Here is a 23,564-nt window from a genome sequence, read left to right as displayed (position 1 = left end):
CGGCGGGGACCGACAACGGGGCCGGAACGGCGCGCCGGGAACCGGAGGTCGGCAGCGGTTTACCTAGCGCCCCCCACCCCCCCTGCATGGCCGCCCGTTCCAAGCCCCCCGTCACCGGCGACCGCGCCGCGACGCGCGCCCGGCTGCTGGCCGCCGCCCGCCGCCAGTTCTCGCGGGCCGGCTACGGCCAGGTCGGCGTCCGCGAGATCGCGGGCGAGGCCGGCGTCAACGCGGCGCTCATCAACCGGTATTTCGGGTCGAAGATGGGCCTGTTCGCCGAGGTCGTCGGCGACAGCTTCACCATCGGCGACCTGCTGGTGGGCGACCGGGGCACGCTCGGCGACCGGCTCGCGCGCTACCTCGTCCGCCCCCGCCGGTCGGGGTTCGACCCGACGCTGGTGCTCCTCCACTCGGCGCCTCATGCCGAGGCGGGCGGCGTCCTCCGGGCCGCGCTCGCCGAGCAGGTCGCGTCGCCCCTCGCGGAGTGGCTCGGCGGGCCCGACGCTCGGGAGCGGGCCGGGCTCGTCGTCGCGGTCCTGTTCGGGTTCACGCTGACCCGCGACGTGATCGGGACGTCGACGCTGGGCGGCGACGAGGCCGTCGTCCGCGAGCACTTGGGCGACGTGCTCCAGCGGCTCATCGACGGGGCGTAATCCGTCGGAGCCGGTGGCGTGGACGTCGCCTACCTCGCGCGCAGCGCCTCGGATCGGACGCGACGCAGCCGCTGGGCCGACGCCGGGCCTCTCCGTCTTGGTGCCGGGCGGGGCGGGCTCGCGGCTCAGGCGAGGATCGCGCGGAGCGTCGCCAGGTTCTCGTCGTCGTCGAAGAGGGCGCGGACGGGCACGTCGAAGCCCTCGGCGGCGAGCGACGCCAGCCGGCCCGTCCCTGACTTCATCCGCAGTGCGTAGCGCTCGCCCTCCAGCGCGTACTGCTCCACGACCTCCGCCTCGGGGTCCACGATCCAGTACTCCGAGACGCCGTGCGCCGCGTAGTCCTCGAACTTGACGCCTCGGTCGCGGTGCTCCGTGCTGTCGGAGAGCACTTCCACTACTAGGTCCGGAGCGGGATACTCCAGCGTCTGGCGCTCGATCTGCGCGGCCTTCGACTCGCCGAAAAAACACACGTCGGGCTCGTAGTCGTTGCGCGTCAGCGCCACGAGGGCCTTCTCGAAGCGGACGACGCCAAGCGCGCGGATCTGGACGTGCGTGCCCAGGATGCGCATGATGCGTCCGACGGTGGCGGTGTGCTGGTCGCGAGCGGGGGAGTGCATAACGATCTCGCCGTTGATGAACTCGGCCTTGAGATCGGGGTCGAGATCCTCCCGGAACAGGGCTCGCCGTTCGGCCTCGTCGGAGAGGGTACGCTGAAGGCGCTCCACGATGCGCGGGAGTGCGGGCGAGTCGAGCAGGGCGTCGGCGGGGTCGGTCATCGCGGGGGCGGAGGCCACGACGATGGTACACCGCCGCGCGGCGTCCGGTTCGTCGCCGCTCCGGCGCCGCCCCAGCGAGGCCAGCACCCGGCCGAAAGAGGCGAGGCCCGCCCGACACGGCGTCGGGCGGGCCTCCGTTTGGTGGGTCGGACGGGGAGGGTCCGAGCTCCTCGCCCTCTGCCCACCACCGATCAGCCGCCGAGCGCGAACCGGACGAACCGCCGCAAGTCGGCGCCCTGGCCCTTGAGCATCTGGGCGACCGTCTGCGACGAGTCCTTCACGAAGGGCTGCTCGACGAGCACGTTGTCCTTGAAGTACCGCCCCAGCTTGCCCTCGGCGATCTTGTCGAGGATGGCATCGGGCTTGCCCTCGGCACGGGCCTGCTCCCGGCCGATCTCGAGCTCCTTGTCCTGGACGTCTTGGGGCACGTCGGCGCGCGTCGCGGCGACCGGGTTCATGGCCGCGGCCTGCATCGCCACGTCGCGGCCGGCCTCGGCTAGGTCGCCGTCGCCCGTCATCTCGACGAGCACGCCCAGCTTCGAGCCCGGGTGGATGTAGTCGACGACGGTCCCGCCGGCGGCGGCCTCGACGACCTCGAACCGGCGGACGTCGATCTTCTCGCCGATCTTGCCCGTCATCTGGGTGAGCGCGTCGCCGAGCGGCTGGCCGTCGACCTGGACGGACGCCTTGGCCGCGTCGACCGAGGCGGGCCGGGCCGCGAGGAGGGCGTCGGCGACGGACTGGGCGAAGTCGACGAAGTCCTGGTTCCGGGCGACGAAGTCGGTCTCCGAGTTGACCTCGGCAATGACGCCGGCCGAGCCATCGGCGGCAGTGGCCGTCACGATGGCGCCCTCGGAGGCGTCGCGGTCGGACCGCTGGGCGGCCACCTTCTGGCCCTTCGTCCGCAGGATCTCGACGGCCTTGTCGAAGTCGCCGTCGGCCTCGACGAGCGCCTTCTTGCAGTCCATCATGCCGACGCCGGTGGCCTCGCGGAGCTCCTTGACGTCCTGTGCCTTGATTGCCATGTCGTTTCGTGGGGGTTCGGGATGGGGCGGGAGGCCCTCTGAGAATGAGCGTTGCGTGTTCCGTGTTGCGTGGCCTCTGTGGACGTTCACGCAATACGAAACACGCAACACGGCGCGAGCGGGGCGCCTCGTCTCGAGCGGAAGGCCCGCTACGCCGTCTTGTCGATGGCGGCCTGCGTCTTGGCCTCGGCCTCGGCGTCGGCCATGGTGGTCACCGGCTCGGCCTCCTCGGCGGCGGCCTCCTCGCCGTCCGCCTTGACCTCGTCGGCCGCGCGGCTCTGGGCCTCGGCGACGGCCTGGTCGCGCTCGATGGCGCCGGCCTTCTGGCCCTCGACGATGGCGTCGGCGATGGCCTCGGTAAAGAGGGCCACTGACTTCATCGCGTCGTCGTTGGCCGGGATCGGGAAGTCGACCAAGTCCGGGTCGACGTTCGAGTCGACGAGCGCGATGATGGGGATGTTGAGCTTGCGGGCCTCGTCGACGGCGATGTGCTCGCGCTTGACGTCGACGACGAAGACGGCGCCGGGCAGCTTGCCCATGTCCGAGATGCCGCCGAGCACGCGGTCGAGCTTCTCGAGCTCGCGGGACCGCATGAGCCGCTCCTTCTTCTTGAGTTTGGCCGTGGTCCCGTCGGCCTCCTCGCGGCGCAACGTCTCCATCCGGCGCAAGCTGCCGCGGATGGTGGCGAAGTTGGTCATCATGCCGCCCTGCCAGCGGTCGACGACGAACGGCATCCCGGCCCGCTCGGCCTGCTCACGGACGACGTTCTGGGCCTGCTTCTTCGTCCCGATGAACAGGATCTTGCGGCCCTTCGAGGCGAACCGGGCGGCGGCGTCGGCGGCCTGGTCCAGGAGGGCCTGGGTCTGCTTGAGGTCCAGGATGTGGATCCCGTTCCGCTGCATGAAGATGTACGGGGCCATCTTCGGGTTCCACCGGCTGGTCAGGTGCCCAAAGTGGGCGCCGGCGCGGAGGAGGTCTTCGATCGAGGCGCGTGCCATGTCGTGGTCTGGGTGTGGCCCGGAGGCCGGAGGTTGTGCCTGGCCCTGCCGTCGGTACCGCTGGCGACCCGACGTCTGAGGTCGGGCACCCGCCAGCGGCTCGGGCGGGGGGTGAGATGGAGGTTCAGCGGGTGGGGCGGGTTTCGCAGGTTGAGCAGGTTCGTCGTGGAGACAACCCGCTGAACTCGCTCAACCTGCCGAACCCGCTCAACCTGGGCGCCTTAGCGCTTCGAGAACTGGAACTTCTTGCGGGCCTTGGGCTGGCCCGGCTTCTTCCGCTCGACCATCCGGGGGTCGCGCGTGAGGTAGCCCGCGTCGCGGAGCGGCTTGCGGAGGTCGTCGTTGAACTCGACGAGGGCCCGGGCGATGCCGAGCTGGATGGCCTCGGCCTGGCCCGTGAGCCCGCCGCCCTTGGCGTTGACGAGCACGTCGAACTGGCCGCGGAGCTCGGTCAGGTCGAGTGGGGCCGTGGCCGAGGCCTGGCGGATCGCCGTCGGGAGGTACTCCGCGAGCGGCCGCTTGTTGACGACGACGTTGCCGGCGCCGGGGCGGAGGTAGACGCGGGCGACCGACGTCTTGCGGCGGCCGACGGCCTGGTACTGGGTTGCCATAAGATCAGGTACGGGGTGCGAGGTACGGGGTACGAGGGCAGCGGAGAGGGACGTACCTCGTACCGTGTACCCGGTACCGCATTAAATGTCGAGCGGCTGGGGCTGCTGGGCCGCGTGCGGGTGGTCCGGGCCGGCGTAGACGTGGAGCTTGCGGTAGAGGTCGCGGCCGAGCTTCGTCCGCGGGAGCATCCCCTTGATGGCGCTCTCCAGGATCCGCTCGGGGTGCGTCGCGCGGACCTCCTTCGGCGTCCGCGAGCGGATGCCGCCGGGGTAGCCCGAGTGCCGGTAGTACTGCTTGTCGGTCTCTTTCTTGCCCGTGAACCGGACCTTGTCCGCGTTCACGATGACGACGTAGTCGCCGACGTCCATGTGGGGCGTGTACTCCGGCTTGTGCTTGCCGCGCAAGATGGTCGCGACGCGGGCGGCCAACCGGCCGACGACGACGTTCTCGGCGTCTACCACGTGCCAGGCCTGCTCGACGTCGCCGGGCTTGGCGCTGTAGGTCTTGAACGAGGTCGTGTTCATAAAGGGGGAGGGTCTGGGGCCCAGGGCGGCGTCGCCGGCGGACAAAAAAGCGGGCGGACAAGGGACCGGCGCCGAGCGCCGCCGTCCCGACCGCACCGCGACCGGCGCGCCAGCAGTCCGCGAGCCCTTCGGGGCGGACCGGGCGCAATCGAAGGGTCCAAGCTAGACCCCGCCCCCCCGGGCGGTCAACGCGGGGAGGGCCTTCGGAGGCCCGAATCGGCCGGGTTCAAGGATTCTTCCCCGGTCCTCTGGGGCCGCTCTATCTTTCTGCCCGACCGATGGTTACCGGCTCCGTGCCCTTCGATCGCTCCGCCCGGCTCGACGCGCTCGCGCGCCACCTCCCCTTCGGCGTCGACGACTTCGACGCCGCCCGCGACACGTTCGTGACGTGGCGGCGGACCGGCGCGGAGGCCGACCGCCAGACGGCCCAGCTCTGGGCCTACTGCTACGTCGTGTGGTACTTCTACGGCAAGTTCGCCCGGGAGCGGACCGGGGGCCCGAGCGACCTCGACGGCGTCATCGAGCGGGCCTGCCGACGGACGTTCCGCTCGATGGAGTCCGTCCGTGACCCCGAGCGGTTCCCCCAGTTCGTCAGCGTCGTGTGCCGGAACGTGCTCCTGTCGTACCGGGCCCGCCGGCGGCCGACGGTCGAGATGGACGACCACCTCGTGCCGGTCGCCGCTTCGGAGGCCGACGGGCTCGACCGCGTCCTGGTCCGCCGGCTCATCGTCCGGGCCATCGGCGCCCTGCCGCCGGCCATCTCGGAGGTCGCCCGGATGCGGCTGCTCGAGGGCCGGTCCTACCAGGACGTCGCCCAGGCGACCGGCCACCCGCTCGCCACGACCCGGACGTACTACTCGAAGGCCCTCGCGCGCCTCCGTGCCGACCCCGACCTCCGCGCGCTCCACCCGGACGGGCCCCTCGTCGGCGCCGATGACGATTCGTCGAAGGCGGAGACCGGGGGGGTTAGATCGGCCCGTCCGTAGGGTCTAGGCGGAGGTCGAGGGCCCTCCCCGAGGGGCGGGCTGCGCGGACGCCTCGCGTGCCCCAGAGGGAGCGGGGACGCCGGCCGACCTCGACGCTCCTCAAGGCCCCGATCCCCCCGTCGTGACCGACACCGCCGCCCTCCTCGACGCCTACCCGGCGCTCTCCCCTTCCGAGCGGGCGACCGTCGACGCGCGCGTCGCCGACCTCCCCGAGTGGGCCCAAGCCTACGCCGACGCCCGCCGGCTCGCCGCCCTCGTGGACGTGGCCACCGCCCCCCCCGACGCCGACGATGTCGCCCGGGCCGCCGTCGGCCGCCGGATGGGCTGGGCCTCGGCCCACGCGCACCCGTCCGAACTCGCGGCCGAGGCCGACCGCGTCGAGGCCCGCCTGCGCGAGCTCGATGCCGGCGCGGAGGACCCGGTCGCCCGGTTCGAGCGGCTGACGGGTGTCGCGCTGCGGGAGGCGCCGGAGATCGGCGGCGACTCGCTGCCGGCCGAGCCCGTCCTCGGCCTCCCCCCGGCGTCGCCCGGGCGGCGGGCGCCGTGGTGGGTCGCGGCCACCGCCGCCGTCGCTGTCGCCTACGTCGTCCTGCTCGCCGTGTCGACGACTGCCAGCCCGGAGCGGGCCCGGGTGGCGGGGCTCGGCGAGATCGAGGCCGCCCCGCCGCCCGCCCCGCTCGCGACCGACGACGAGGCCGAGCCCCGCCGGCTGACGCACGCGCTCCGCGCCGTCCGCGACGCCCGCCGGTCGACGCTCGGCCTGTTCCCGAGCTACGACGCCGCCGGCCTCGACGCGGCGGCCGATACCCTGGGCGCAATCGCTCGCCAGGCCGACCCGGCCTCGTGGGTGTCGCAAGAGGCCCGGCTGGCCTGGGGGCGCGTCTTGCTCTACCGGGGCCGTGACGCCGAGGCCGCCCGCGTGCTCGGCGCGCTCGTCACGCAGGGGGGCTACCGCGGCTCGGCCGCCCGGCGGCTCTTGGACGCCCTCCGCGCGCCCGTGTAGCGCAGGGCTATCGCATGCTCCCCAAACGTGTCATCCTGAGCCTGCGAAGGATCTCGACTCGGGCTCCCAGGACCCCAGCACCGGCACAGGAAGCCTGAGGGCTCGGCGTCGAGATCCTTCACGTGCGTTCAGGATGACAAGGAGGAGGGACCGAGATGAGAATGAAGCCGAGGTTGCCATAGCCCTGCCCGTGTAGCCGGGTGCCGGGACGGTGGCACCGGGCGGCCCTAGCTTGGCCCGGTCTCCCCCCCGACCGCCCGTGTACGCCTACGTCTCCGGCACCCTCGCCGACAAGAAGCCGACCGAGGCCCTCATCGAGGCCGGCGGCCTCGGCTACCGCCTGCTCATCCCGGCCTCGTCGTTCGAGAAGCTGCCGGCCGTCGGCCAGCCGGCCAAGCTGGTCACCGCGTTCGTCGTCCGCGAGGACGCCATGACGCTCTACGGGTTCGCGACCGAGCCCGAGCGGACGGCGTTCGAGACGCTGACGGCCGTGAGCGGGGTCGGGCCGAAGCTGGCGCTGGCGGCGCTGAGCGCGATGAGCCCGAGCGAGCTCCGCGACACCGTCGTCTCGGGTGACGCGGCCATGTTGACGCGCGTGCCCGGCATCGGGAAACGGACGGCCGAGCGGCTCATCGTCGAGCTCCGCGACAAGTTCGCGGGGATGGACGGGCTCGACGCCGGCGGCGCGCCCGGCGACGGCGCCGCATCCGAGGCCCGGGCCGACGCCCGCTCGGGCCTGGAGGCGCTCGGGCTGAGCCGCGCCGAGGCCGAGAAGCGGCTCCGCAAGGTGCTCCGGGCCCACCCCGGCACCCAGTCCGCCGAGGACCTCATCCGGCTGGCGCTGCGCGAGGCGTAGCGAGCCCGTCCCGGGACGGAGAAAGCGGAGGGGATGGAGAGAGGACTCCCCTCCGTCCCCCCCATTCCGTCCCTTCTCGGTGCGCGGAAGACGCCGGTCCCTGCGCCACGACTCGGCGCTCGCCCCGGGATACACTCCGGTAACACCCCGGAGACGGACCGGCTCCTAGCTTGGCGTCCGCCCGATCCCCGCCCCCATGGCCGACGCCCCCGACGGCCCGCCCGCCGACGACGACCGCCCGACCGTCCTGGTCATCGACGACGAGCCGGACCTCGTCGAGCTCCTCCAGTACGCCCTCGAGTCCGAGGGCTTCGCCGTGCTCACGGCCACCGACGGCGTGGCCGGGCTTGCGCTCGCCGAGGCCGAGAAGCCCGACGTCGTCGTCGTCGACATCATGATGCCGCGGATGGACGGCGTCGCGCTGACGGCCGAGATCCGCCAGCGCGCCCCGCTCCGGCTCACGCCCATCCTGATGCTCACCGCGCGGACCGACGAGCGCGACGAGATCGCCGGGCTCGAGGCCGGCGCCGACGACTATCTCCCGAAGCCGGTCTCGCCCCGCCGGCTCGTCAGCCGCGTCAGGGCGCTGCTCCGGCGCGTCGAGCGCGAGGAGGAGGCCACGACGGCCCAGGTCCGCGTCCATGACCTGGTCGTCGACCGGGAGCGGTACGTCGTCGAGCGGCCGGCGACGGGCGAGACGTTCCGGCTGCCGCGCAAGGAGTTCGAGCTCCTGTTCTTCCTGGCCAGCCACCCCGGCCGCGTGTTCGAGCGCGACGAGCTCCTGAGCGCCGTCTGGGGCGCCGACGTCGTGGTGGTGGACCGGACGGTCGACGTCCACGTGCGCAAGATCCGGGAGAAGATCGGGAGCGACTACATCGAGACGGTCAAGGGCGTCGGGTACCGGCTGGCGGAGGCGCTCGGCGAGGGCTGAGTAGAGGGCGGAGGGCGCCACGCATCGGCTTCGCTGGCACGGCGCGTTGTCGAGCTCCGTCCGGTCGTCGTCCGAGGCGACTCCGTGGGCGGAGCCCACGGCGAGGGATCCCATCGCAGCTGCCATTCTCTATCCTCTACTCTCCACCCCTACCCGCTCCCCCGTTGACGGCTCCGGTCCCTCGTCCGTCCCGCGTCCACCGCCTGGCGCTCCGCGTGGCGGGCGCCGTGGCCGGGCCCGTGGGCGTCGTGGCGGCCGTGGGAGCCGGGCTGAGCGGCGGGCTCGCGAACGGGCTGTGGGCGGGCGCCGCGATGGCGGCGGTGGCGGCCGTCGCGGCCTACGTCGCCGTCTCGCGCCAGATCGCGGGCCGGCTCGAGCTGGCGCGGCAGACGCTCCGCGAGGCCCGGAAGCGGCGGTTCGACGCGCTCGCGGCGCTCCCAGCCACGGGCCGCGACGAGCTCGACGCGCTCATCCACCAGGTCGGGCGGGCCGGGCGGACGCTCCAGCGCGAGATCGAGCGGCTCGAGCAGGCCGAGAGCTACCGCCGCGAGTTCCTGGGCGACGTGAGCCACGAGCTCCGGACGCCCATCTTCGCCGTCTCCGGGTTCGCCGAGACGCTCTTGGACGGCGCCCTCGACGACGACCGCGTCCGCCGGCGGTTCGTCGAGAAGATCTTCCAGAACGCGAGCCGGCTCGACGCCCTCACGCGCGACTTGTCCGACATCTCGAAGCTCGAGACCGGCCGGCTCCAGATCCGCCGGGCCCCGTTCGACATGGCCGGCCTGGCGACCGAGGTGGTCGAGGGGCTCGAGCGCGTCGCTCGGGAGCACGACGTGGCCCTCGCCGCCCGGGTCCCGGCCGGCCTGGCGGTCGTGGGCGACCGCGACCGGCTCCGGCAGGTCCTGACCAACCTGGTCGAGAACGCCGTCAAGTACAACGAGCCGGGCGGCCACGTCGAGGTCACCGCCCGGGCGCGCGACACGGGCGACGCCCGCGTCCGCGTGGTCGACGACGGGATCGGGATCCCCGAGGAGGCGCTGGGCCGGCTGACCGAGCGGTTCTTCCGCGTCGACAAGAGCCGGTCGCGCGTGCGGGGCGGGACGGGCCTCGGGCTGGCCATCGTCAAGCACATCCTGGAGGCCCACGGGCAACGACTCGACGTCGAGAGCCGGGTCGGGTACGGGTCCACGTTCGCGTTCGCCCTCCCGCTGGCGTCGGCCCGCTCGACGGGCGATGGGTGGGCCGAGGCCCCGCAGGCGCCGGCCTCCGGCGGTCGCTGACCGGCGACGGTTGGTGGAACAACGGCCGGCGCGGCGACCGTACGACCGCGGCTCCTCCACCGCTCCTCCGTGACGCTCGCCGACCTTATCCAGCAGGACCGATTTGCCTCCCCGGCCCACGAGGCCGTGCTCAACGTGTTCGCGACGGCGTCGTGGATCTCGAGCGAGATGACGGCGGCCCTGGCCCCCCACGGCGTCACCCAGGCCCAGTACAACGTCCTGCGGATCCTGCGCGGGCGGCACCCGGCGTGCTACGCCTGCTCCGAGATCGGCGAGCGCCTGCTGGACCGGACGCCCGACGTGACGCGGCTCCTGGTCCGGTTGGAAGCGCGTGGGCTCGTCCGGCGCGAGCGGGCCGAGCACGACCGCCGGGTGGTCGAGGTCGAGATCACGCCCGAAGGGCTCGACGTCTTGGGCCGCCTCGACGAGCCCGTCCAGCACGTCATCGAGCGGATCGGGGGCCACCTCTCGGCGCCCGACCTCGGCCGGTTGTCGGCGCTCTTGGAGGCGCTCCGGACCGACCAGGTCTGACCCGGATCAGAAGCGCTGATGCCTCGCGCCGGCGTCCAGCAGCGGGCTAGGCGGCGAGGGCTCGCGCGTGAAGGATCTCACGGTCCCCGAGCGGCCGGACGTCCGTCGGGCTCAACGTCTCGACCGCGACCGTCGAGCCGGAGCCGGAGACGAACTCGACCTCGATGGCGCGCCCCTCTGCGTAGACGTGGACCACCGCGCCGACGTCGCCCTCCTCCAAGCCTAGACCTGGGAGGTCGCGCACGAGAACGACGGTATCGAGCTCTGCGATCATAGGTCTAGGGGCGGTCGCGTCCCGCAGGATACGCCGTGACGAGGCGCGGCCGGTCGTCGTGCGGTTCGACGATCCAGACGGTCTCGATCTGGACGACGGTGCCCCGTGGGGTCGCGAGGTCGCCAGCGACGGTGTATTTGGTCCCGAACGGACCGGGTCGGGTCGAGGAGACGGCGCCGTTCGCGATCTCGCACAGGCCGGTCGCCAGCAAGCCCGCGTTGCTCTCGTCGAAGCCGTGCGCCCGGAAGAAGCGAGCCTTCGAGCCGCCGACCGGGTGCGAGAGCACCAACAGGTAGGCGGTCAGCTTTGCGGGTGGGACGAAGGCCTGCTCGGCGTTCGGTATGGTCACGCACAGAAGCTACAGAGGCCTCGGGCAAACGGCCGCTCAACTCCACAGGGCTGAACCAGGTGGGCGGTCGGAGCGATGAGACCGCGCCACAGGAAGAGTGAGAGGCGATGGCGCCCGGCCTTGGCCGACTGTCGGCGCTCCGGACCGACCAGGTCTGACCGGAGTCAAGAGCACCGGCACCCGGCCTCAACGTCTACAGGTCGGTTTCCGGACGGATCCGCAGGACGGGCCGTGGCTGTTTCTGAGTGCGATTCGATTCTCTTGACGTGGCCGCTACTCGATGCGACGGAACGTCAAGGTGCCGCGTCCGCCGGCCGCCATGACCGGAATGAGGGTAAAAAAGCCGACGCCGAGGCCGTTCCAGTCGTAGATGAGGTCCCCGCGAGCGTCGAGGGCGAGGCGAGACCGCAACGTGCCGACGCTCCACACGAACGGCGGGGCCCCCACGAGTGGACCATCCCCGCGGAGCCGGACTGTGCCGTCGTCGTGCAAGCGCACCCGCATGCCCGCGGTCTCGACCGTCCCATCGGTGGCCGTCGCGGTGACACGGATCTCGCCGTTGCCGATGGTCTCTAGACGGACCGTCGCGGTGGAGTCGAGGTCGGAGAAACCCCACCAGGAGAATCGATAGAGGCTCGGCGCGTTGTGATTCACGACGCGCCCGAAGCCGACGGCGCACCCGTAGGCCCGATCCGCCGGGTCGCACTCGGCGCTCCGTCCTTGCCAGGTGTACGTGCCGTCGAGCGCAGACACGGTCGCGGGTGTCAATCGCTGCACGTCGGGCGCTGGCACGTCGAGCGTCGCACAACCGGACAGCAGAAGCGCGAGCGCGCAAGCAGCGCGGAGCGGCGTCGCGATACGAGACGGCTCCAGCGTTCCGCGCGCAGTGCGCCCAACGCTTACCAGGCCGGCTGGCCGCGGACGGCCGAGAGCGTCGCCCGGGCCCCCTCGTTCGGCGAGAACGTGCCGACCCAGACCACGTAGGCGCCCGGCGCCGCGCGCGCGAACGTCACGGCCGGGTTGCTCCCGTTGGCGTCGTCGGAGCAGTGCCAGCGGCCGGCGGGGTCCGAGACGAGCAGCGTCGTGTCCGAGCCCGAGACGGCGTAGATCGAGAGCGGGCCGTCGCCCGAGACGGTCAGCGTGGCCGACGGGCGGGCGTTGTCGATGTAGCCCGAGCACCCGCTGCCGGGGACCGCGTTGCGGTCGCCGCCGCCGGCCTGGAGCGCGGCCGAGACCGGCGCGTCGGCGATGGCGAGCGTCTCGCCGGGCGTCCCACCGATCCGGGGCTGGGCGAGGGCGGGAGTCGCGGCGAAGGCGAGCGCGAGCGCGAGGAGAGAAGCGAGACGCATGGCCGGAGGAAGCAAGGAGGATCGAGAGCCCTGCAAACGCGGTGCCGCGCGCGTTTGGTGCCGCCGATACGCCGGGCCGCCGTGATCGTTCTGTGTCCTCGGCCGTTCGGCTACTCGACCCGGAGCATCGCCATAGCCGGCTCGGTCCGCCGGTAGTACGTCCCGATCCAGACCGAATACGTGCCCGGCCCGCCGACGACGGTGGCCGCGGGGTCCGAGCCGTCGGCGTCGTCGCTGCACGTCCAGGTGCCGTCGGGGGCCTGGACGACCATCGTCAGGTCCTCGTCGCCCGTGGCCGAGACCGTCACCTCGTCGCCGTCGGTGTCGACGGTGGCCGAAGGACCGGCGCTGAGGAACCCGTGGCAGGCCTCCCCCACGACCGGGTTCAGGACGGTCCCGCCGGCCTCGACCTCGGCCGTCTCCCCACCCCCGGCCGCCAGCGCGACGCCGCCCGGACCGGCCACGATCTCGGACCCCGTGTAGTCCCCCTCGGACTGGGGCTCGCCCCCGTAGCCGATGTCGTCGTAGGCGCTGGTCACGACGATCTCGCCGGGCGCGGCCGAGACGGTCGCCTCGACGGGGGCCTCATCGCCAGCCGTGCTGAACGCGCCGACCCAGACGAGGTAGCGGCCCGCCTCGGGCGCGTCGATCTGGACGCCGGGGTCGAGCCCGTCGGCGTCGTCGCTGCAGAACCAGCCGCCGCCGGGCGTCCGGATGAGCAACGTCAGGTCGGACTCGGACGAGGCCGTGATCGCGAACGGGCCGTCGCCGCGGAGCTCGAGCGTGGCCGTGGCCCCGGGCTCGACGAAGCCGGAGCACTCGGTGCCCTGGACCGGGTTCGGGCCCGACGGGCGGACCGTCACCCCGACCGAGTCGCCGTCGGTGTCGTCGGCCGAGAGGCGGGCGGCGGGCACGGCGTCGAGGTCGATCGGGACGTAGGTCCCCTCCGAGAACGGCGTCGGCTCGTAGTCGTAGTCGTCGCCGATGAACATGCCCTCGTCCATCCGGTCCGTCTCGCCGACGGTCAGCGTGGCGTCGACCGTCTCCATCGCGGCGCCGTACGTCCCGACCCACACGGCGTAGGTCCCGCTCGCGGGCTCGTAGACGTGGACGAGCGGGTCGGTCCCGTCGAAGTCGTCGTTGCACGCGACGCCGTCGGGCCCTTGGACGACCAAGACCAGGTCCTCGTCGACGGCGCTCGCGCCGACCGTGAGCACGCCCGTGCCGCCGTCGGCGTCGTAGTCGATGGCGGCCGTCGGCCGGGCCGCGTCGATGTACCCAACGCAGAAGGCGTCGGGGTCGCCGAGGTCGACCCCCTCGACGGCGTCCGGCCCGCCGGCCGAGCCCGACAGCGTGAGCGAGCCCTGGTCGGCCTCGAAGCCGCCGACCGCCTCGATCGTGCCCGCCAGCGGCGCAGCGCTCGCGTCGAGCGGCCGGCGCGGCGGCGGCGTCCCGGCGTAGAGCGTGGCCTGGGGCTCGTCCGGGTCGGGCGCGAACGCGCCGAGCCAGACCGCGTAGCGCCCGGCCGGCGCCGACCGGATCTCGACGACCGGCAGCACGCCCTCGGTGTCGTCGTCGCAGGCCCACGTCCCGTCCGGGCGGTGGACCGCCATCGTCGCGTCGAACGTGGCGCGGACCCAGACCCGGAGGTCGCCGCCGCCCCAGTCCACGACCGCGTCCGGCGCCGACGGGTCGAGGTAGCCCGTGCAGCCGGCCTGGCTCAGCGGGATCTCGGTCGAGGTGCGGACGGCGAACGACACCGAGGCGGCCGTGCCGTCGGGCGAGAGCGTGCCGGCCACCGGCGCGGCGTCGGGCGCGAGCGGCTGAGCCGAGGCGGCGGTGGCGAGCCCGAGGGCGAGGACGGTGAGGGCGGCGCGGGACATGGGGCGGGCGGTGGGGAGCCGCCAATGTCGGCACGCGCGCTCGGCCAATCCACCCCAGCTACGGCCGGCCGCGCGCGTCCACGAACACGGCGCCCGAGCGCGGGGCCACCACGACCGTCCCGGCCTCGCCCGACGGCCGGGGCCCGACGTGGAACGCCAGCGGCAGGTCCACCGCCTGGCGCGCCGGGCGCGTGCCCAGGTTCACCACGACGACGGCCCGCTCGCGCTCGGTCTGGCGAGCGAACCGGAGCACGTCGCCCATCGGCTCCCACACCAGCGTCCCCCGCGCGAACAGATCGGTGTGGGCGCGGCGCGCGCGGAGGGCCTGGCTTGTCGACGCCCGCAGATTGCGGTCGGCCACGACGGGGACGGGCGCTCGCGTCGAGTCGTCCGCCTCGGGCGCGTAGTCGAGGTCGTCCCAGCGCATCGGCCGGCGGTCGTCGGGGGCCCGGGCGCCCCACACGCCCACCTCGTCGCCGGCCCGCACGTGGGGCGCGCCGGGCAGCGTCGCCTGGAGCAGCCGGTACAGCTCGACCGCTCGCGCGGCGTCGGGGCCGGGCCGAGAGGCGTCGTACCCGGGCCGAGCGGTCGGCGTGGCCTCGTCATCGTTCAGCACGTTCGCGTTCGCGAGCGCCGTCAGCAGGCGGGGGCCGCCGGGGGTGCCGGCCACCGACCAGAACGAGGGCAGGTGGTCGGGCGCCGTGGCCGCGTAGAGGTCGGCCAGCTCCGCCGCGGCGTCGGCCGGCGAGATCTGAGGGCCGGCCGGGTCCAAGAGCTGCCGGAGCGTCGCGAACGCGCGGCCGTCGGCGAGCGCGTCGAACGCGCCGACGGAGGCGCCGCCGTCGGTGCCCGGTCCCGACCCATCGACCCGACCGACCAACACGGCTCGGGGCTGGACCGCCTTCACGACGCGCCGCAAGGCGCCCCGGAAGTTCGCGCTCCCCGCGTCGGCGTCGAGCCGGAACCCGTCGACGCCGTCGGCCGGGTCGCCGTCGCCGTCGGGGTCGAGCCAGCGGACGGCGACGGCGAGCGCGTTCGCCTCGGCGCTGTCGGCGTCGGCCGGCGACGAGGCGGCGAGCGAGCCGGGCCAGGCCACGTCGAGCACGACGCGGACGCCGCGGGCGTGGGCGGCCTCGACCAGGTCGAGCAGCAGGACGTCGGCCTGGGTGGTCCCCCACGTCTCGGGGTCGCCGGGCGTCTCGAGCCCCGTCGCCTCGCGGTCCCGCGTCGGCCGGGGCCCGAGGTGGGGGTCGACGTGGTGCGGCGCCCGGGCATCGGCGACGCGCAGGACGAGGGCCGTCACGCCCAGCGTGTCGAGCGCTGGGAGCCGGTCGATGACGCCCTGGAGGTCGCCCCCGTAGCGGCGGAGCGGGACCGTGGTGGCCGGGTCGCCGAGCGCCCGCTCCCAGTCGGCGCGGGCGGTCCAGTCCGAGGTCCACGCCGCCGGCTGCCAGCCGGCGTCGAGGAGCGCGCCCACCGAGACCGAGTCGCCAGCCACCGACGCCGGGGTCGGGTCGTTGGACGGGTCGCCGTTGCGGAAGCGGTCGACGTCGATCTCGTACCAGACGGCGCTGGCGGCCCACGCCGGCGGCGTGTCGGGCACTGGTGGGAGGTCGCCGAGCCCCGGCGTGGGCCCGTCGTCGGCCCGGCCGCAGCCGGCGAGGGCGACCACGACGGCGAGGGAGACGGCGAAGGACAGGCGCATGGAGGCTCGGGGAGCGGAGAGGCCGGAGCGAGCGCACGCTGGCTCGGCCCCCCCGCTTTCCGGCAGGTCGCCGGGCGGGCATCGGCCCGCCTGCTCCCGGCTTGGGAAGTTGGCTGCGCCGACGCTTCGCGGTGTCCCCTTAAGGGGGACAGTCCGGGCGCCCATCGCTCCGCTCAGTGGGCGCCCGGACGGGGGTCCGCCAGACGACGCCGAAGACGTGTCAGAGCGTGAGCTCGCTCCACAGGCCAAGCTAGCCGCGCCGAGGGCCGGCCGGCCGGGCGGTAGCTTGGGCCGCGTCCCCCCGTCCGCCCGTGTCCGCCTCGCCGTCCCTGCTCCAGACCGTCCGCGACGAGGTCCGCGCGCTCGACCCGTCGGTCCGGGCGCTCCGCCAGTTCGGCTTGGTTGTCGGCGGCGTGCTGCTGGCCGTGGCCGGGCTGACCCTGTGGCGGCGCGGGCCCGGCGCCGTGGTGTGGACGCTGGGCGGCGTCGGCGGCGCGCTCGTCGTGCTCGGGAGCGTCGCGCCGGTCGTCTTGCGCCCCGTGCGGACGGCCTGGATGGCGCTCGCGTTCGCGCTCGGCTTCGTCATGACGCGCGTCCTGCTGACGGCCGCGTTCGCGCTCGCCGTCGTCCCCGTCGCCGTCGGCCTGCGGCTGCTCGGCAAGGACCCGCTGCACCGCCGGCCCGAGCCGAGCGCCGAGACGTACTGGATCGACCGGGCCGACGGCCGGCCGGACCGCGAGAGCCTGGAGCGCTATTTCTGAGCGGTCGGTGAAGCGTGAAGGGTGAAGAACCCACCGCCCTTCACCCCTCACCCGTTCCCCCTCACCCGCGTGACCGTCCTCGGCCTCTCCTGCTTCTACCACGACGCCGCGGCGGCGCTCGTCCGCGACGGCGAGATCGTGGCGGCGGCCCAGGAGGAGCGGTTCACGCGGCGCAAGCACGACCCGTCGTTCCCCGCCAACGCCGTCGCCTTCTGCCTCGCCGAGGCCGGGCTCGCCGTCGCCGACCTCGACGCGGTCGCTTTTTACGACAAGCCGCTGCTCACCTTTGAGCGGCTCTTGGAGACGTACGTCTCGTACGCGCCGCGCGGGCTCCGGTCGTTTTTGGAGGCCATGCCGCTCTGGCTCAAGCGGAAGCTCTGGACGCCCGACGTTATCCGGACCGAGCTGGCCGGCTACAACGGGCCGCTCGTCTTTGCCGAGCACCACCGGAGCCACGCCGCCAGCGCCTTCTTCCCGTCGCCGTTCGAGCGCGCCGCCGTGCTCACGACGGACGGCGTCGGCGAGTGGGCCACGACGAGCTGGGGCGTCGGCGACGGCCACGGGCTCGACCTGCGGCAGGAGATCCACTTCCCGCACTCGCTGGGGCTCCTGTACTCGGCGTTCACCACGTTCTGCGGGTTCCGGGTCAACTCGGGCGAGTACAAGCTGATGGGGCTGGCGCCCTACGGCGAGCCCCGCTACGTCGACGCGATCCTGGAGCACCTCGTCGACCTCCGGGCGGACGGGTCGTACCGGCTCCACGCCGACGCCTTCACGTTCCCGGTCGGCTTGAGGATGACGGGCCGCCGGTTCGAGGAGCTGTTCGGCGGGCCGGCGCGCGAGCCCGAGTCGCCGCTCGGTCAGCGCGAGATGGACCTGGCGCGGAGCGTCCAGGCCGTCGTCGAGGAGGCCGTGCTCCGGATGGCCCAGCACGTCTGGGCCGAAACGGGAGAGACGAACCTGTGCCTGGCGGGCGGCGTCGCGCTGAACTGCGTCGCGAATGGCCGGTTGCTGCGCGAGGGCCCGTTCGAGCAGATCTGGATCCAGCCCGCGGCGGGCGACGCGGGCGGCGCCCTCGGCGCGGCACTCGTGGCCACGCACGAGTGGGCCGGCCTCTCCCGGACCGTCCGCCCCGACGACGCCATGCGCGGCGCGGCCCTCGGCCCCGCGTGGTCCGCCGCCGACATCCAAGCGACGCTCGACGCCGAAGGCCTGCCCTACCAGACGCTGGCCGACGACGGCGCGCTCTGTGACCGGGTCGCCGAACTGCTGGCCGAGGAGAAGACCGTCGGCTGGTTCCAGGGCCGGGCCGAGTTCGGGCCGCGCGCGCTCGGCCACCGCTCGATCCTGGCCGACCCGCGGGGCCGCGAGGTCCAGCGCCGCGTGAACCTCCAGATCAAGTTCCGCGAGAGCTTCCGCCCGTTCGCCCCGTCGGTGCTGGCCGAGCGGGCGGACGAGTTTTTTGCATTGGGGGACCGGGGACAGGGGATCGAGGACCAGGAGAGAAATCCGTCCCCCATCCCCCGTCTCCCGTCCCCTGAGTCCCCGTACATGCTCCTGGTCGGCCCCGTCCGCGGAGCGCGTGTCGAGGGCGAGGGGCTGGGGCGGATGGGCCGCGTCGAGAGCGCGGTCCCGGCCGTCACCCACGTCGACGGCTCGGCCCGCGTGCAGACGGTGACGAAGGCCCGGAACGGCCTCTACTACGACCTGCTGAAGGCGTTCGAGGCGCGGACGGGGTGCCCCGTCCTGGTCAACACGTCGTTCAACGTGCGCGGCGAGCCCATCGTCCACAGCCCCGCCGACGCCGTCCGCGTGTTCCGGCGGACGCACATGGACGCGCTCGCCATCGGCCCGTTCGTGCTCACGCGCGACGCGCTGCCCCCGGCCGAGCGCGAGCCGTTCACGGCCGAGCAGATCGCCGACGCCTACGGGCTCGACTGACCTCAGCGCCGGGCGGGACCGGCTGCGGCGTACGAAATCCCCGCGTGGGGGATCTCGCGGCCGTTCACGCGGTATGTTGGCTCTACCTGCCCGTGGTGCTCGCCGTCTGGCGAACCATCGCGGGCTCTGCTATCACGGAGCACGCGGGGCCGACAGATCCGAGTCGAGCTTTCTGGCCCACAACGTCTTTCGCCTTACCCTGTCGGCGCTCCCCACACTCCCGTAGAGATGAAGAACATTTACGTCGCGAACCTCCCCTACTCGTCGGACGACGCCGAGCTTCGCGGCCTTTTTGAAGAGTACGGCTCCGTCGACAAGGCGACCGTGATCAAGGACCGCGACACGGGTCGCTCGCGCGGCTTCGGCTTCGTCGAGATGTCCAGCGACTCCGAGGCCGACGCGGCCATCGAGGGCCTCAACGGCCACGACATGGGCGGCCGGCCGCTGACGGTCAACGAGGCCCGCCCGCGCGGCGAGCGCTCCGGTGGCGGCGGCGGCGGCGGCTACCGTGGCGGCGGCGGTGGCGGTGGCAGCTACGGCGGCGGCGGCGGCGGTGGGTACCGCGGCGGCGGCGGCGGTGGCGGCTACCGTGGCGGCGGCGGCGGCTACTAAGCCCTCGCGCTCACGCTCTCGGGCGGCGGTCCTCACGGGGCCGCCGCCCTTTTTTTGTCCGGCCGTCAGGACCTGATACGGACAAGAGGTCTGCCGTGGCCCAACGCCCCAGAGGCGGGATGCTCTCGCCAGCGGGCCGAGGGGTCCTCTCAGGATGGACGGGGCTCTCGGGTCGAGCGATATGCCGACAGCCCGAGGCGTGTACCAAGTCTCCGATGTTCTCCATCGCTCCCACGTGTCATCCTGAGCGGAGGCCGTCTTCGGCCGGAATCGGAGGATCTAGTGGCTCGCCGTTCCAGAGCCCCCACGACCGGGAAGCCGCGTCGAGCAGATCCTTCGGCTCCGCTCGCTCCCGCTCAGGATGACGGAGTGGGGGCTGGCAAGAACCCCAAAAACGAGTACGACTCGTCACGTCCGCGAAGAGCTCGCTGGGCGGATACGGCCCGTCGTGTCCTCACGGACGGAGACGCCGGGCTCGGCCAGACGTGACGTCGGGCGCGGCTCGTCCGCCGCTACTCCGCCCGGACGAGCCGCTGGGTCTGGACCCCGCCGGCCGCCTGCAAGCGGACGACGTAGACGCCGGGCGCCAGCCCCTCGCCGCGGAGCGGGACGGCGTGCTCGCCCCCGCCGAACGCGCCCGCGAGCGACGCCACCCGGCGGCCGAGCGCGTCGAACACGTCGAGGCGGACGTCGCCCGGCGCGTCGAGCCGGAAGCGGAGCCGCGTGCCGGCCCGGAACGGGTTCGGCGCCGACGGGAGCAGCGCCACGCCCGCGTCGGGGTCGCCGGCCGCGTCGGTCGCGAGGAACGAGAACCGCGCCAGCACCGGCACGTGGTCCGACGTCGAGTTGACGTAGTTGTCGATGTCCAGCACCTCGCCGAAGCGGTCGGCCGAGCCGTCGACGTAGGCGTCCGACAGGCCGGCCGTGAACAGCAGGTGGTCCCGGGTGTCGCCGCTGGCGCACGTCGACGACCGGCAGAACGTGTTGAGCCCGGCCTGCTGGAGCGGGAGCGTCGCCGCGACGTAGCCGGCGTCCTGGACGAACACGTCGTACGGCGAGGCGAGGCCGCCGCCCCGCGTCGAGCCCACCAACAGATCATTAAAGTCGCCGAGCAGAATGACCTCCTCGCCGCGCGAGACCTGGTCGTCGATGTAGGCCTTGAGCTCGACGGCGCCGGCCTGGCGGTCGGCGTAGTCGTCGGAGCCCGTGCCGGCCTTGGCGTGGAGCGAAATCACGCGAACCGTCCGGGTCTCGCCCTCGACCGTCACCCGGGCCTGCATCTCGAAGGGCCGACGCCCGCCGAAGTTGCCTCCGGACAGGATGTGCCGCGTCCCGATCACCTGGACCACCGACGGGTCGAAGACGAACGCGAGCCGGATCTGGAACCCGAACGTCTCCTCGCCGAGCCGGCCGCTGTAGCCGTCGTCCTGCAAGGCCAGGAGGAGCTCGCTCCAGGCGTCCTGGGAGCCGATCTCCTGCACCGCCCACAGGTCGATCCCGGCCTGGGCGATGACGGCCTCGACGTTGGCAATCTGAGTCGCGTCGCTGGGCGGGAAGCCGGGGTCCCCGAAGTGCTCGATGTTCCAGGCGGCCACGTCGAACGTGGCTGGACCGCCCCGCTCGGGGACGGTCTGGGCCGAGAGGACCGGGACGAGGACCGCGGCGAGGGCGACGAAGGCCGGGAGACGAAGGGCGCGCATAAGTCGGTGGGAGACGTCCACGAAGGTAGGCGGGCAGGCCGCGGGCCGGATGAACCGGACAGGTAGATTGACGCCCCCCCCCGGACCCATGCCCCCCCACGTCACCGTCGTCGGCGCGCCCGACCTCGCCGCCCGCCTTGGCCTTCCCTCTACTGGCGCCGCGTCGGCGGGCGCCCGCCGCGTGGTCGTGGTGGGCGGGCCCGTCGAGGACCGCGTGGCGCGGGCGTCCCACGCCGTCGGGTCGGGCGCGCACGCCTTCCTGCTGTGGCCGCCGGCGCCGTCGGCGGGCGCGGCGGAGGCGCTGGGCAACCGGGCCGAGGAGGCCGGCGTCGAGGTCGGCGTGGCCCGTCCGCTGGGGGCCACGGCGGCGCTCGCGGGCGTGCCCGACGGGTGGGCGGCCCGGCTGGTGACGCTCGCCCTGGTGGCCCGGCTCGACGGGCCCCTCGCCCGCGCCGGCTGGGCCACGCTGCTGGCCGGCGCGCTCGACCTGTGCGCCACGCTCGCCGCTGCCCGGGACGTCGGCCGGCTCGACGCCGTCGCCGAGCGCGACGGGCGGGCGCTCCGCGCGGTCGCCCTCGCGGCCCGGTTCGACAACGGAGCCTACGCCCAGGCCACCGTCCGCTTCTCGGACCACGTCGACGAGGACGAGGTCGCGCTCTACGCCGCCCGGCCCGGCGGGCGCGTCGAGGCCCGGTCGCTGGCCGGCCCCCTGTGCGTCGAGGCCGAGGGCCGAGGCGCGCGGCCGGTGGCTCAGCCCCCCCGCCCCGACGCCGACGCGGCCGAGGTCGACGCCTTCGTCGCCGCCGTCGCCGACGGCCGCCCGGCCCCCTACGCGCTCGACGACGCGCTCGCCACGCTCCGCTTGGTCGAGCGCGTCCGCCAGAGGCTGCGGTAGAAAAAGTGGACGGGTGGACTCGTGGACGGCTGATACCAAGTCCGGCTGCGCTACGCCGGCTCGGCGTGGGACCGAGTCTGGAAGTGGGGGGTGTGGGAGGGGACACTCCCTCCTCCCCCCACTCCCCCCGGATTGGGTTACGAGTCCTCGGGACCGGGGCTTCCTGGAGGTTTGGCGGACTGACCCGTCTCCCTCCCCGATCTTCTCACGTGTCCACACGTCCACGAGCCCACGTGTCCACCCCGCGCCTTTCCCTCCCCTTCGAGCCCGTCCTGCGCCGCGTCGGCCAAGAAGCGGACCGGTTGGGTGTCGAGGCGTACGCCGTCGGGGGGGCCGTGCGGGACGCACTGCTGGGGCGGCCGACGACCGACCTCGACGTGGTCGCCGTGGGCCCGGGGAGCGGGATCGCGCTGGCCGAGGCCGTGGCCCAGGCGCTCGGCGTCAAGGCGCCCGCGGTCTACCCCGCGTTCGGGACCGCCGCCGTCACCATTCCCTCGAAGCGCCTCGAAGCGCTCACCGGCGAGCCGCAAGTGGGCCGGCTGGTGATCGAGTTCGTCGGGGCGCGGACGGAGAGCTACCGGGCCGACAGCCGCAAGCCCATCGTCGAGGACGGGACGCTCGACCAGGACCTCGCCCGCCGCGACTTCACCGTCAACGCGCTCGCCGCGTCGCTCTCCGCCGCCACGTTCGGGGAGATCGTCGACCGGTTCGACGGGCTCGATGACCTCGACCGCGGGGTCTTGCGGACGCCGCTCGACCCGGCCGTGACGTTCGCGGACGACCCGCTGCGGATGGTGCGGGCGGCCCGGTTCGCGGCCCAGCTCGGGTTCGAGGTCGACCCCGAGGCGGTCGAGGCGATGACGGCCGCGGCCGACCGGATCGAGATCGTCAGCGCCGAGCGCGTCACGGACGAGCTGTCCAAGCTGCTCGCGGCGCCGGTCCCCTCGACCGGGCTCGGGCTCCTGTTCCGGACCGGACTCTTGGAGCGCATCCTGCCCGAGGTCACGGCGCTGGCGGGCGTCGAGGAGGTCGGGGGCCGGGCCCACAAGGACAACTTCTGGCACACGCTCGAGGTCGTCGACAACCTCGCCCACCTCCAGCGCGGCGTCGGCGTCGGCGACCGGGCCGACGGGTACGACCTGTGGCTCCGCTGGGCGGCCCTCTTGCACGACGTCGGGAAGACGGTCACCAAGCGGTGGGAGCCCGGGACCGGGTGGACGTTCCACGGCCACGAGGACGTCGGCCCGCGCGAGCTCATCCCCGAGGTGTTCCGCCGGCTCCGGTTGCCGCTCGGCGACCCGCTCGACTTCGTCCAGACCGTCGTCCGCCTCCACCACCGCCCGGCCGCGCTCGTGGATTCCGACGTGACCGACTCGGCCGTCCGCCGCCTGCTGATGGACGCCGGCGACGACGTCGAGGACCTGATGCTGCTCGTCCGCGCCGACGTGACGAGCAAGAACGCGCGCCGCGTCCGCCGGTACCTCGCCGGGTTCGACCGGGTCGAGCGCCGCTTCCAAGAGGTCGAGGAGCGGGACCGGATGCGGAACTGGGAGCCGCCGGTCTCGGGCGACGAGATCAAGGCGCAGCTCGGGCTCGACGAGGGCGTGGCCGTCGGGATGTTGAAGGAGTGGGTCCGCGAGGCCGTCTTGGAGGGCGAGGTCCCGAACGAGCACGGCCCGGCGTGGGCCTACGTGCTGGCACGGCAGGCCGAGGCCGCGAGGCGGGGCGCCCTGTTCCAGTCGGCCATCCGCGAGCTGCGTGGGCCCCAGCGGTCGGCCATCGGCGCCGTCAAGGAGGCCCTGTTCTGGGGCGACGTGCCCCAAGACGAGGTGGAGGCCCGAGCCTTCGTCCAGTCGGCCGTCAACGCCGCGCTGGCCGACCGGGCGGACGACTAGTGCCGTGACTCTTGGGTCGTGAGCG

General features: G+C 73.5%; 24 protein-coding genes. 12 read left to right on the top strand and 12 right to left on the bottom strand.

The features are described from left to right. The first annotated feature begins 86 nt into the window (after positions 1 to 86). Positions 87 to 653, top strand: coding sequence for a TetR family transcriptional regulator (locus tag ACOOHE_RS02695; protein ID WP_420456262.1), 567 nt, complete (start codon positions 87 to 89; stop codon positions 651 to 653). Between the two features lie 125 nt (positions 654 to 778). On the opposite strand, the gene ACOOHE_RS02690 is transcribed toward ACOOHE_RS02695, so the two are convergent. The 5 genes from ACOOHE_RS02690 to rplM form a co-directional block, all read right to left on the bottom strand. Next, positions 779 to 1,429 (bottom strand): Uma2 family endonuclease, encoded by a 651-nt coding sequence (locus ACOOHE_RS02690; protein WP_420456261.1) that lies wholly within the window; start codon positions 1,427 to 1,429, stop codon positions 779 to 781. Positions 1,430 to 1,620: 191 nt separating this feature from the next. After that, entirely contained in the window at positions 1,621 to 2,454 is an 834-nt protein-coding gene (gene tsf, locus ACOOHE_RS02685; protein WP_420456260.1) for a translation elongation factor Ts, read from the bottom strand. 149 nt (positions 2,455 to 2,603) lie between these two features. After that, on the bottom strand, positions 2,604 to 3,452 hold the full coding sequence (gene rpsB / locus ACOOHE_RS02680) for a 30S ribosomal protein S2 (RefSeq protein WP_420456259.1): 849 nt from the start codon (positions 3,450 to 3,452) through the stop codon (positions 2,604 to 2,606). 221 nt (positions 3,453 to 3,673) lie between these two features. Beyond that, positions 3,674 to 4,063, bottom strand: a complete 390-nt coding sequence (rpsI, locus tag ACOOHE_RS02675) for a 30S ribosomal protein S9 (RefSeq protein WP_420456258.1) — start codon at positions 4,061 to 4,063, stop codon at positions 3,674 to 3,676. Between the two features lie 81 nt (positions 4,064 to 4,144). Further along, positions 4,145 to 4,588 (bottom strand): 50S ribosomal protein L13, encoded by a 444-nt coding sequence (gene rplM / locus ACOOHE_RS02670; protein ID WP_420456257.1) that lies wholly within the window; start codon positions 4,586 to 4,588, stop codon positions 4,145 to 4,147. Between the two features lie 293 nt (positions 4,589 to 4,881). On the opposite strand from rplM, the gene ACOOHE_RS02665 reads away from it, so the two are divergent. The 6 genes from ACOOHE_RS02665 to ACOOHE_RS02640 all read left to right on the top strand — a co-directional run bounded on the left by ACOOHE_RS02665 (position 4,882) and on the right by ACOOHE_RS02640 (position 10,175). Then, the gene (locus ACOOHE_RS02665; RefSeq protein WP_420456256.1) at positions 4,882 to 5,574 is read left to right on the top strand and encodes an RNA polymerase sigma factor; all 693 of its coding nucleotides are present in this window, start codon (positions 4,882 to 4,884) and stop codon (positions 5,572 to 5,574) included. A 121-nt stretch (positions 5,575 to 5,695) separates the two neighbouring features. Beyond that, positions 5,696 to 6,577, top strand: coding sequence for a hypothetical protein (locus tag ACOOHE_RS02660; protein WP_420456255.1), 882 nt, complete (start codon positions 5,696 to 5,698; stop codon positions 6,575 to 6,577). 259 nt (positions 6,578 to 6,836) lie between these two features. After that, a complete protein-coding gene (ruvA, locus tag ACOOHE_RS02655) occupies positions 6,837 to 7,433 on the top strand; it encodes a Holliday junction branch migration protein RuvA (protein WP_420456254.1) in 597 nt (198 codons plus the stop codon). A 196-nt stretch (positions 7,434 to 7,629) separates the two neighbouring features. Then, positions 7,630 to 8,364, top strand: coding sequence for a response regulator transcription factor (locus ACOOHE_RS02650; RefSeq protein WP_420456253.1), 735 nt, complete (start codon positions 7,630 to 7,632; stop codon positions 8,362 to 8,364). A 164-nt stretch (positions 8,365 to 8,528) separates the two neighbouring features. Further along, positions 8,529 to 9,644: a sensor histidine kinase gene (locus ACOOHE_RS02645; RefSeq protein ID WP_420456252.1), complete on the top strand. Its 1,116-nt coding sequence runs from the start codon at positions 8,529 to 8,531 to the stop codon at positions 9,642 to 9,644. Between the two features lie 69 nt (positions 9,645 to 9,713). Continuing rightward, a complete protein-coding gene (locus ACOOHE_RS02640) occupies positions 9,714 to 10,175 on the top strand; it encodes a MarR family winged helix-turn-helix transcriptional regulator (protein ID WP_420456251.1) in 462 nt (153 codons plus the stop codon). Positions 10,176 to 10,221: 46 nt separating this feature from the next. Here ACOOHE_RS02640 and ACOOHE_RS02635 read toward each other — a convergent pair whose 3' ends face one another. The 6 genes from ACOOHE_RS02635 to ACOOHE_RS02610 form a co-directional block, all read right to left on the bottom strand. Continuing rightward, positions 10,222 to 10,449 carry a DUF4926 domain-containing protein gene (locus ACOOHE_RS02635; protein WP_420456250.1) on the bottom strand — a complete coding sequence of 76 codons (228 nt, stop codon included), beginning with the start codon at positions 10,447 to 10,449 and terminating at the stop codon, positions 10,222 to 10,224. Positions 10,450 to 10,453: 4 nt separating this feature from the next. Beyond that, positions 10,454 to 10,798: a DUF6883 domain-containing protein gene (locus ACOOHE_RS02630; protein ID WP_420456249.1), complete on the bottom strand. Its 345-nt coding sequence runs from the start codon at positions 10,796 to 10,798 to the stop codon at positions 10,454 to 10,456. A gap of 273 nt (positions 10,799 to 11,071) precedes the next feature. Beyond that, positions 11,072 to 11,551, bottom strand: coding sequence for a hypothetical protein (locus tag ACOOHE_RS02625; protein WP_420456248.1), 480 nt, complete (start codon positions 11,549 to 11,551; stop codon positions 11,072 to 11,074). A gap of 146 nt (positions 11,552 to 11,697) precedes the next feature. Continuing rightward, complete coding sequence (locus ACOOHE_RS02620; RefSeq protein WP_420456247.1) at positions 11,698 to 12,147, bottom strand: peptidase S1; 450 nt, start codon at positions 12,145 to 12,147, stop codon at positions 11,698 to 11,700. Between the two features lie 110 nt (positions 12,148 to 12,257). Continuing rightward, complete coding sequence (locus ACOOHE_RS02615; RefSeq protein ID WP_420456246.1) at positions 12,258 to 14,030, bottom strand: hypothetical protein; 1,773 nt, start codon at positions 14,028 to 14,030, stop codon at positions 12,258 to 12,260. A gap of 58 nt (positions 14,031 to 14,088) precedes the next feature. Next, entirely contained in the window at positions 14,089 to 15,735 is a 1,647-nt protein-coding gene (locus ACOOHE_RS02610; protein WP_420456245.1) for a hypothetical protein, read from the bottom strand. Between the two features lie 311 nt (positions 15,736 to 16,046). Here ACOOHE_RS02610 and ACOOHE_RS02605 point away from each other — a divergent pair, with 311 nt between their 5' ends. The 3 genes from ACOOHE_RS02605 to ACOOHE_RS02595 all read left to right on the top strand — a co-directional run bounded on the left by ACOOHE_RS02605 (position 16,047) and on the right by ACOOHE_RS02595 (position 19,049). Further along, positions 16,047 to 16,496, top strand: coding sequence for an SxtJ family membrane protein (locus ACOOHE_RS02605; RefSeq protein WP_420456244.1), 450 nt, complete (start codon positions 16,047 to 16,049; stop codon positions 16,494 to 16,496). 69 nt (positions 16,497 to 16,565) lie between these two features. Next, on the top strand, positions 16,566 to 18,437 hold the full coding sequence (locus ACOOHE_RS02600) for a carbamoyltransferase (RefSeq protein ID WP_420456243.1): 1,872 nt from the start codon (positions 16,566 to 16,568) through the stop codon (positions 18,435 to 18,437). A 228-nt stretch (positions 18,438 to 18,665) separates the two neighbouring features. Further along, the gene (locus tag ACOOHE_RS02595) at positions 18,666 to 19,049 is read left to right on the top strand and encodes an RNA recognition motif domain-containing protein (RefSeq protein ID WP_420456242.1); all 384 of its coding nucleotides are present in this window, start codon (positions 18,666 to 18,668) and stop codon (positions 19,047 to 19,049) included. A gap of 512 nt (positions 19,050 to 19,561) precedes the next feature. On the opposite strand, the gene ACOOHE_RS02590 is transcribed toward ACOOHE_RS02595, so the two are convergent. Beyond that, the gene (locus ACOOHE_RS02590) at positions 19,562 to 20,749 is read right to left on the bottom strand and encodes an endonuclease/exonuclease/phosphatase family protein (protein WP_420456241.1); all 1,188 of its coding nucleotides are present in this window, start codon (positions 20,747 to 20,749) and stop codon (positions 19,562 to 19,564) included. Between the two features lie 88 nt (positions 20,750 to 20,837). On the opposite strand from ACOOHE_RS02590, the gene ACOOHE_RS02585 reads away from it, so the two are divergent. After that, positions 20,838 to 21,644: a hypothetical protein gene (locus ACOOHE_RS02585; protein WP_420456240.1), complete on the top strand. Its 807-nt coding sequence runs from the start codon at positions 20,838 to 20,840 to the stop codon at positions 21,642 to 21,644. A gap of 233 nt (positions 21,645 to 21,877) precedes the next feature. After that, positions 21,878 to 23,539: a CCA tRNA nucleotidyltransferase gene (locus ACOOHE_RS02580; RefSeq protein WP_420456239.1), complete on the top strand. Its 1,662-nt coding sequence runs from the start codon at positions 21,878 to 21,880 to the stop codon at positions 23,537 to 23,539. The last annotated feature ends 25 nt before the right edge of the window (positions 23,540 to 23,564 follow it).

Source organism: Rubrivirga sp. (assembly GCF_965213695.1).
Classification (GTDB): domain Bacteria; phylum Bacteroidota; class Rhodothermia; order Rhodothermales; family Rubricoccaceae; genus Rubrivirga.
The sequence above is the reverse complement of the archived record's forward strand: the minus strand, read 5'-3'. Positions and strand labels throughout refer to the sequence as shown.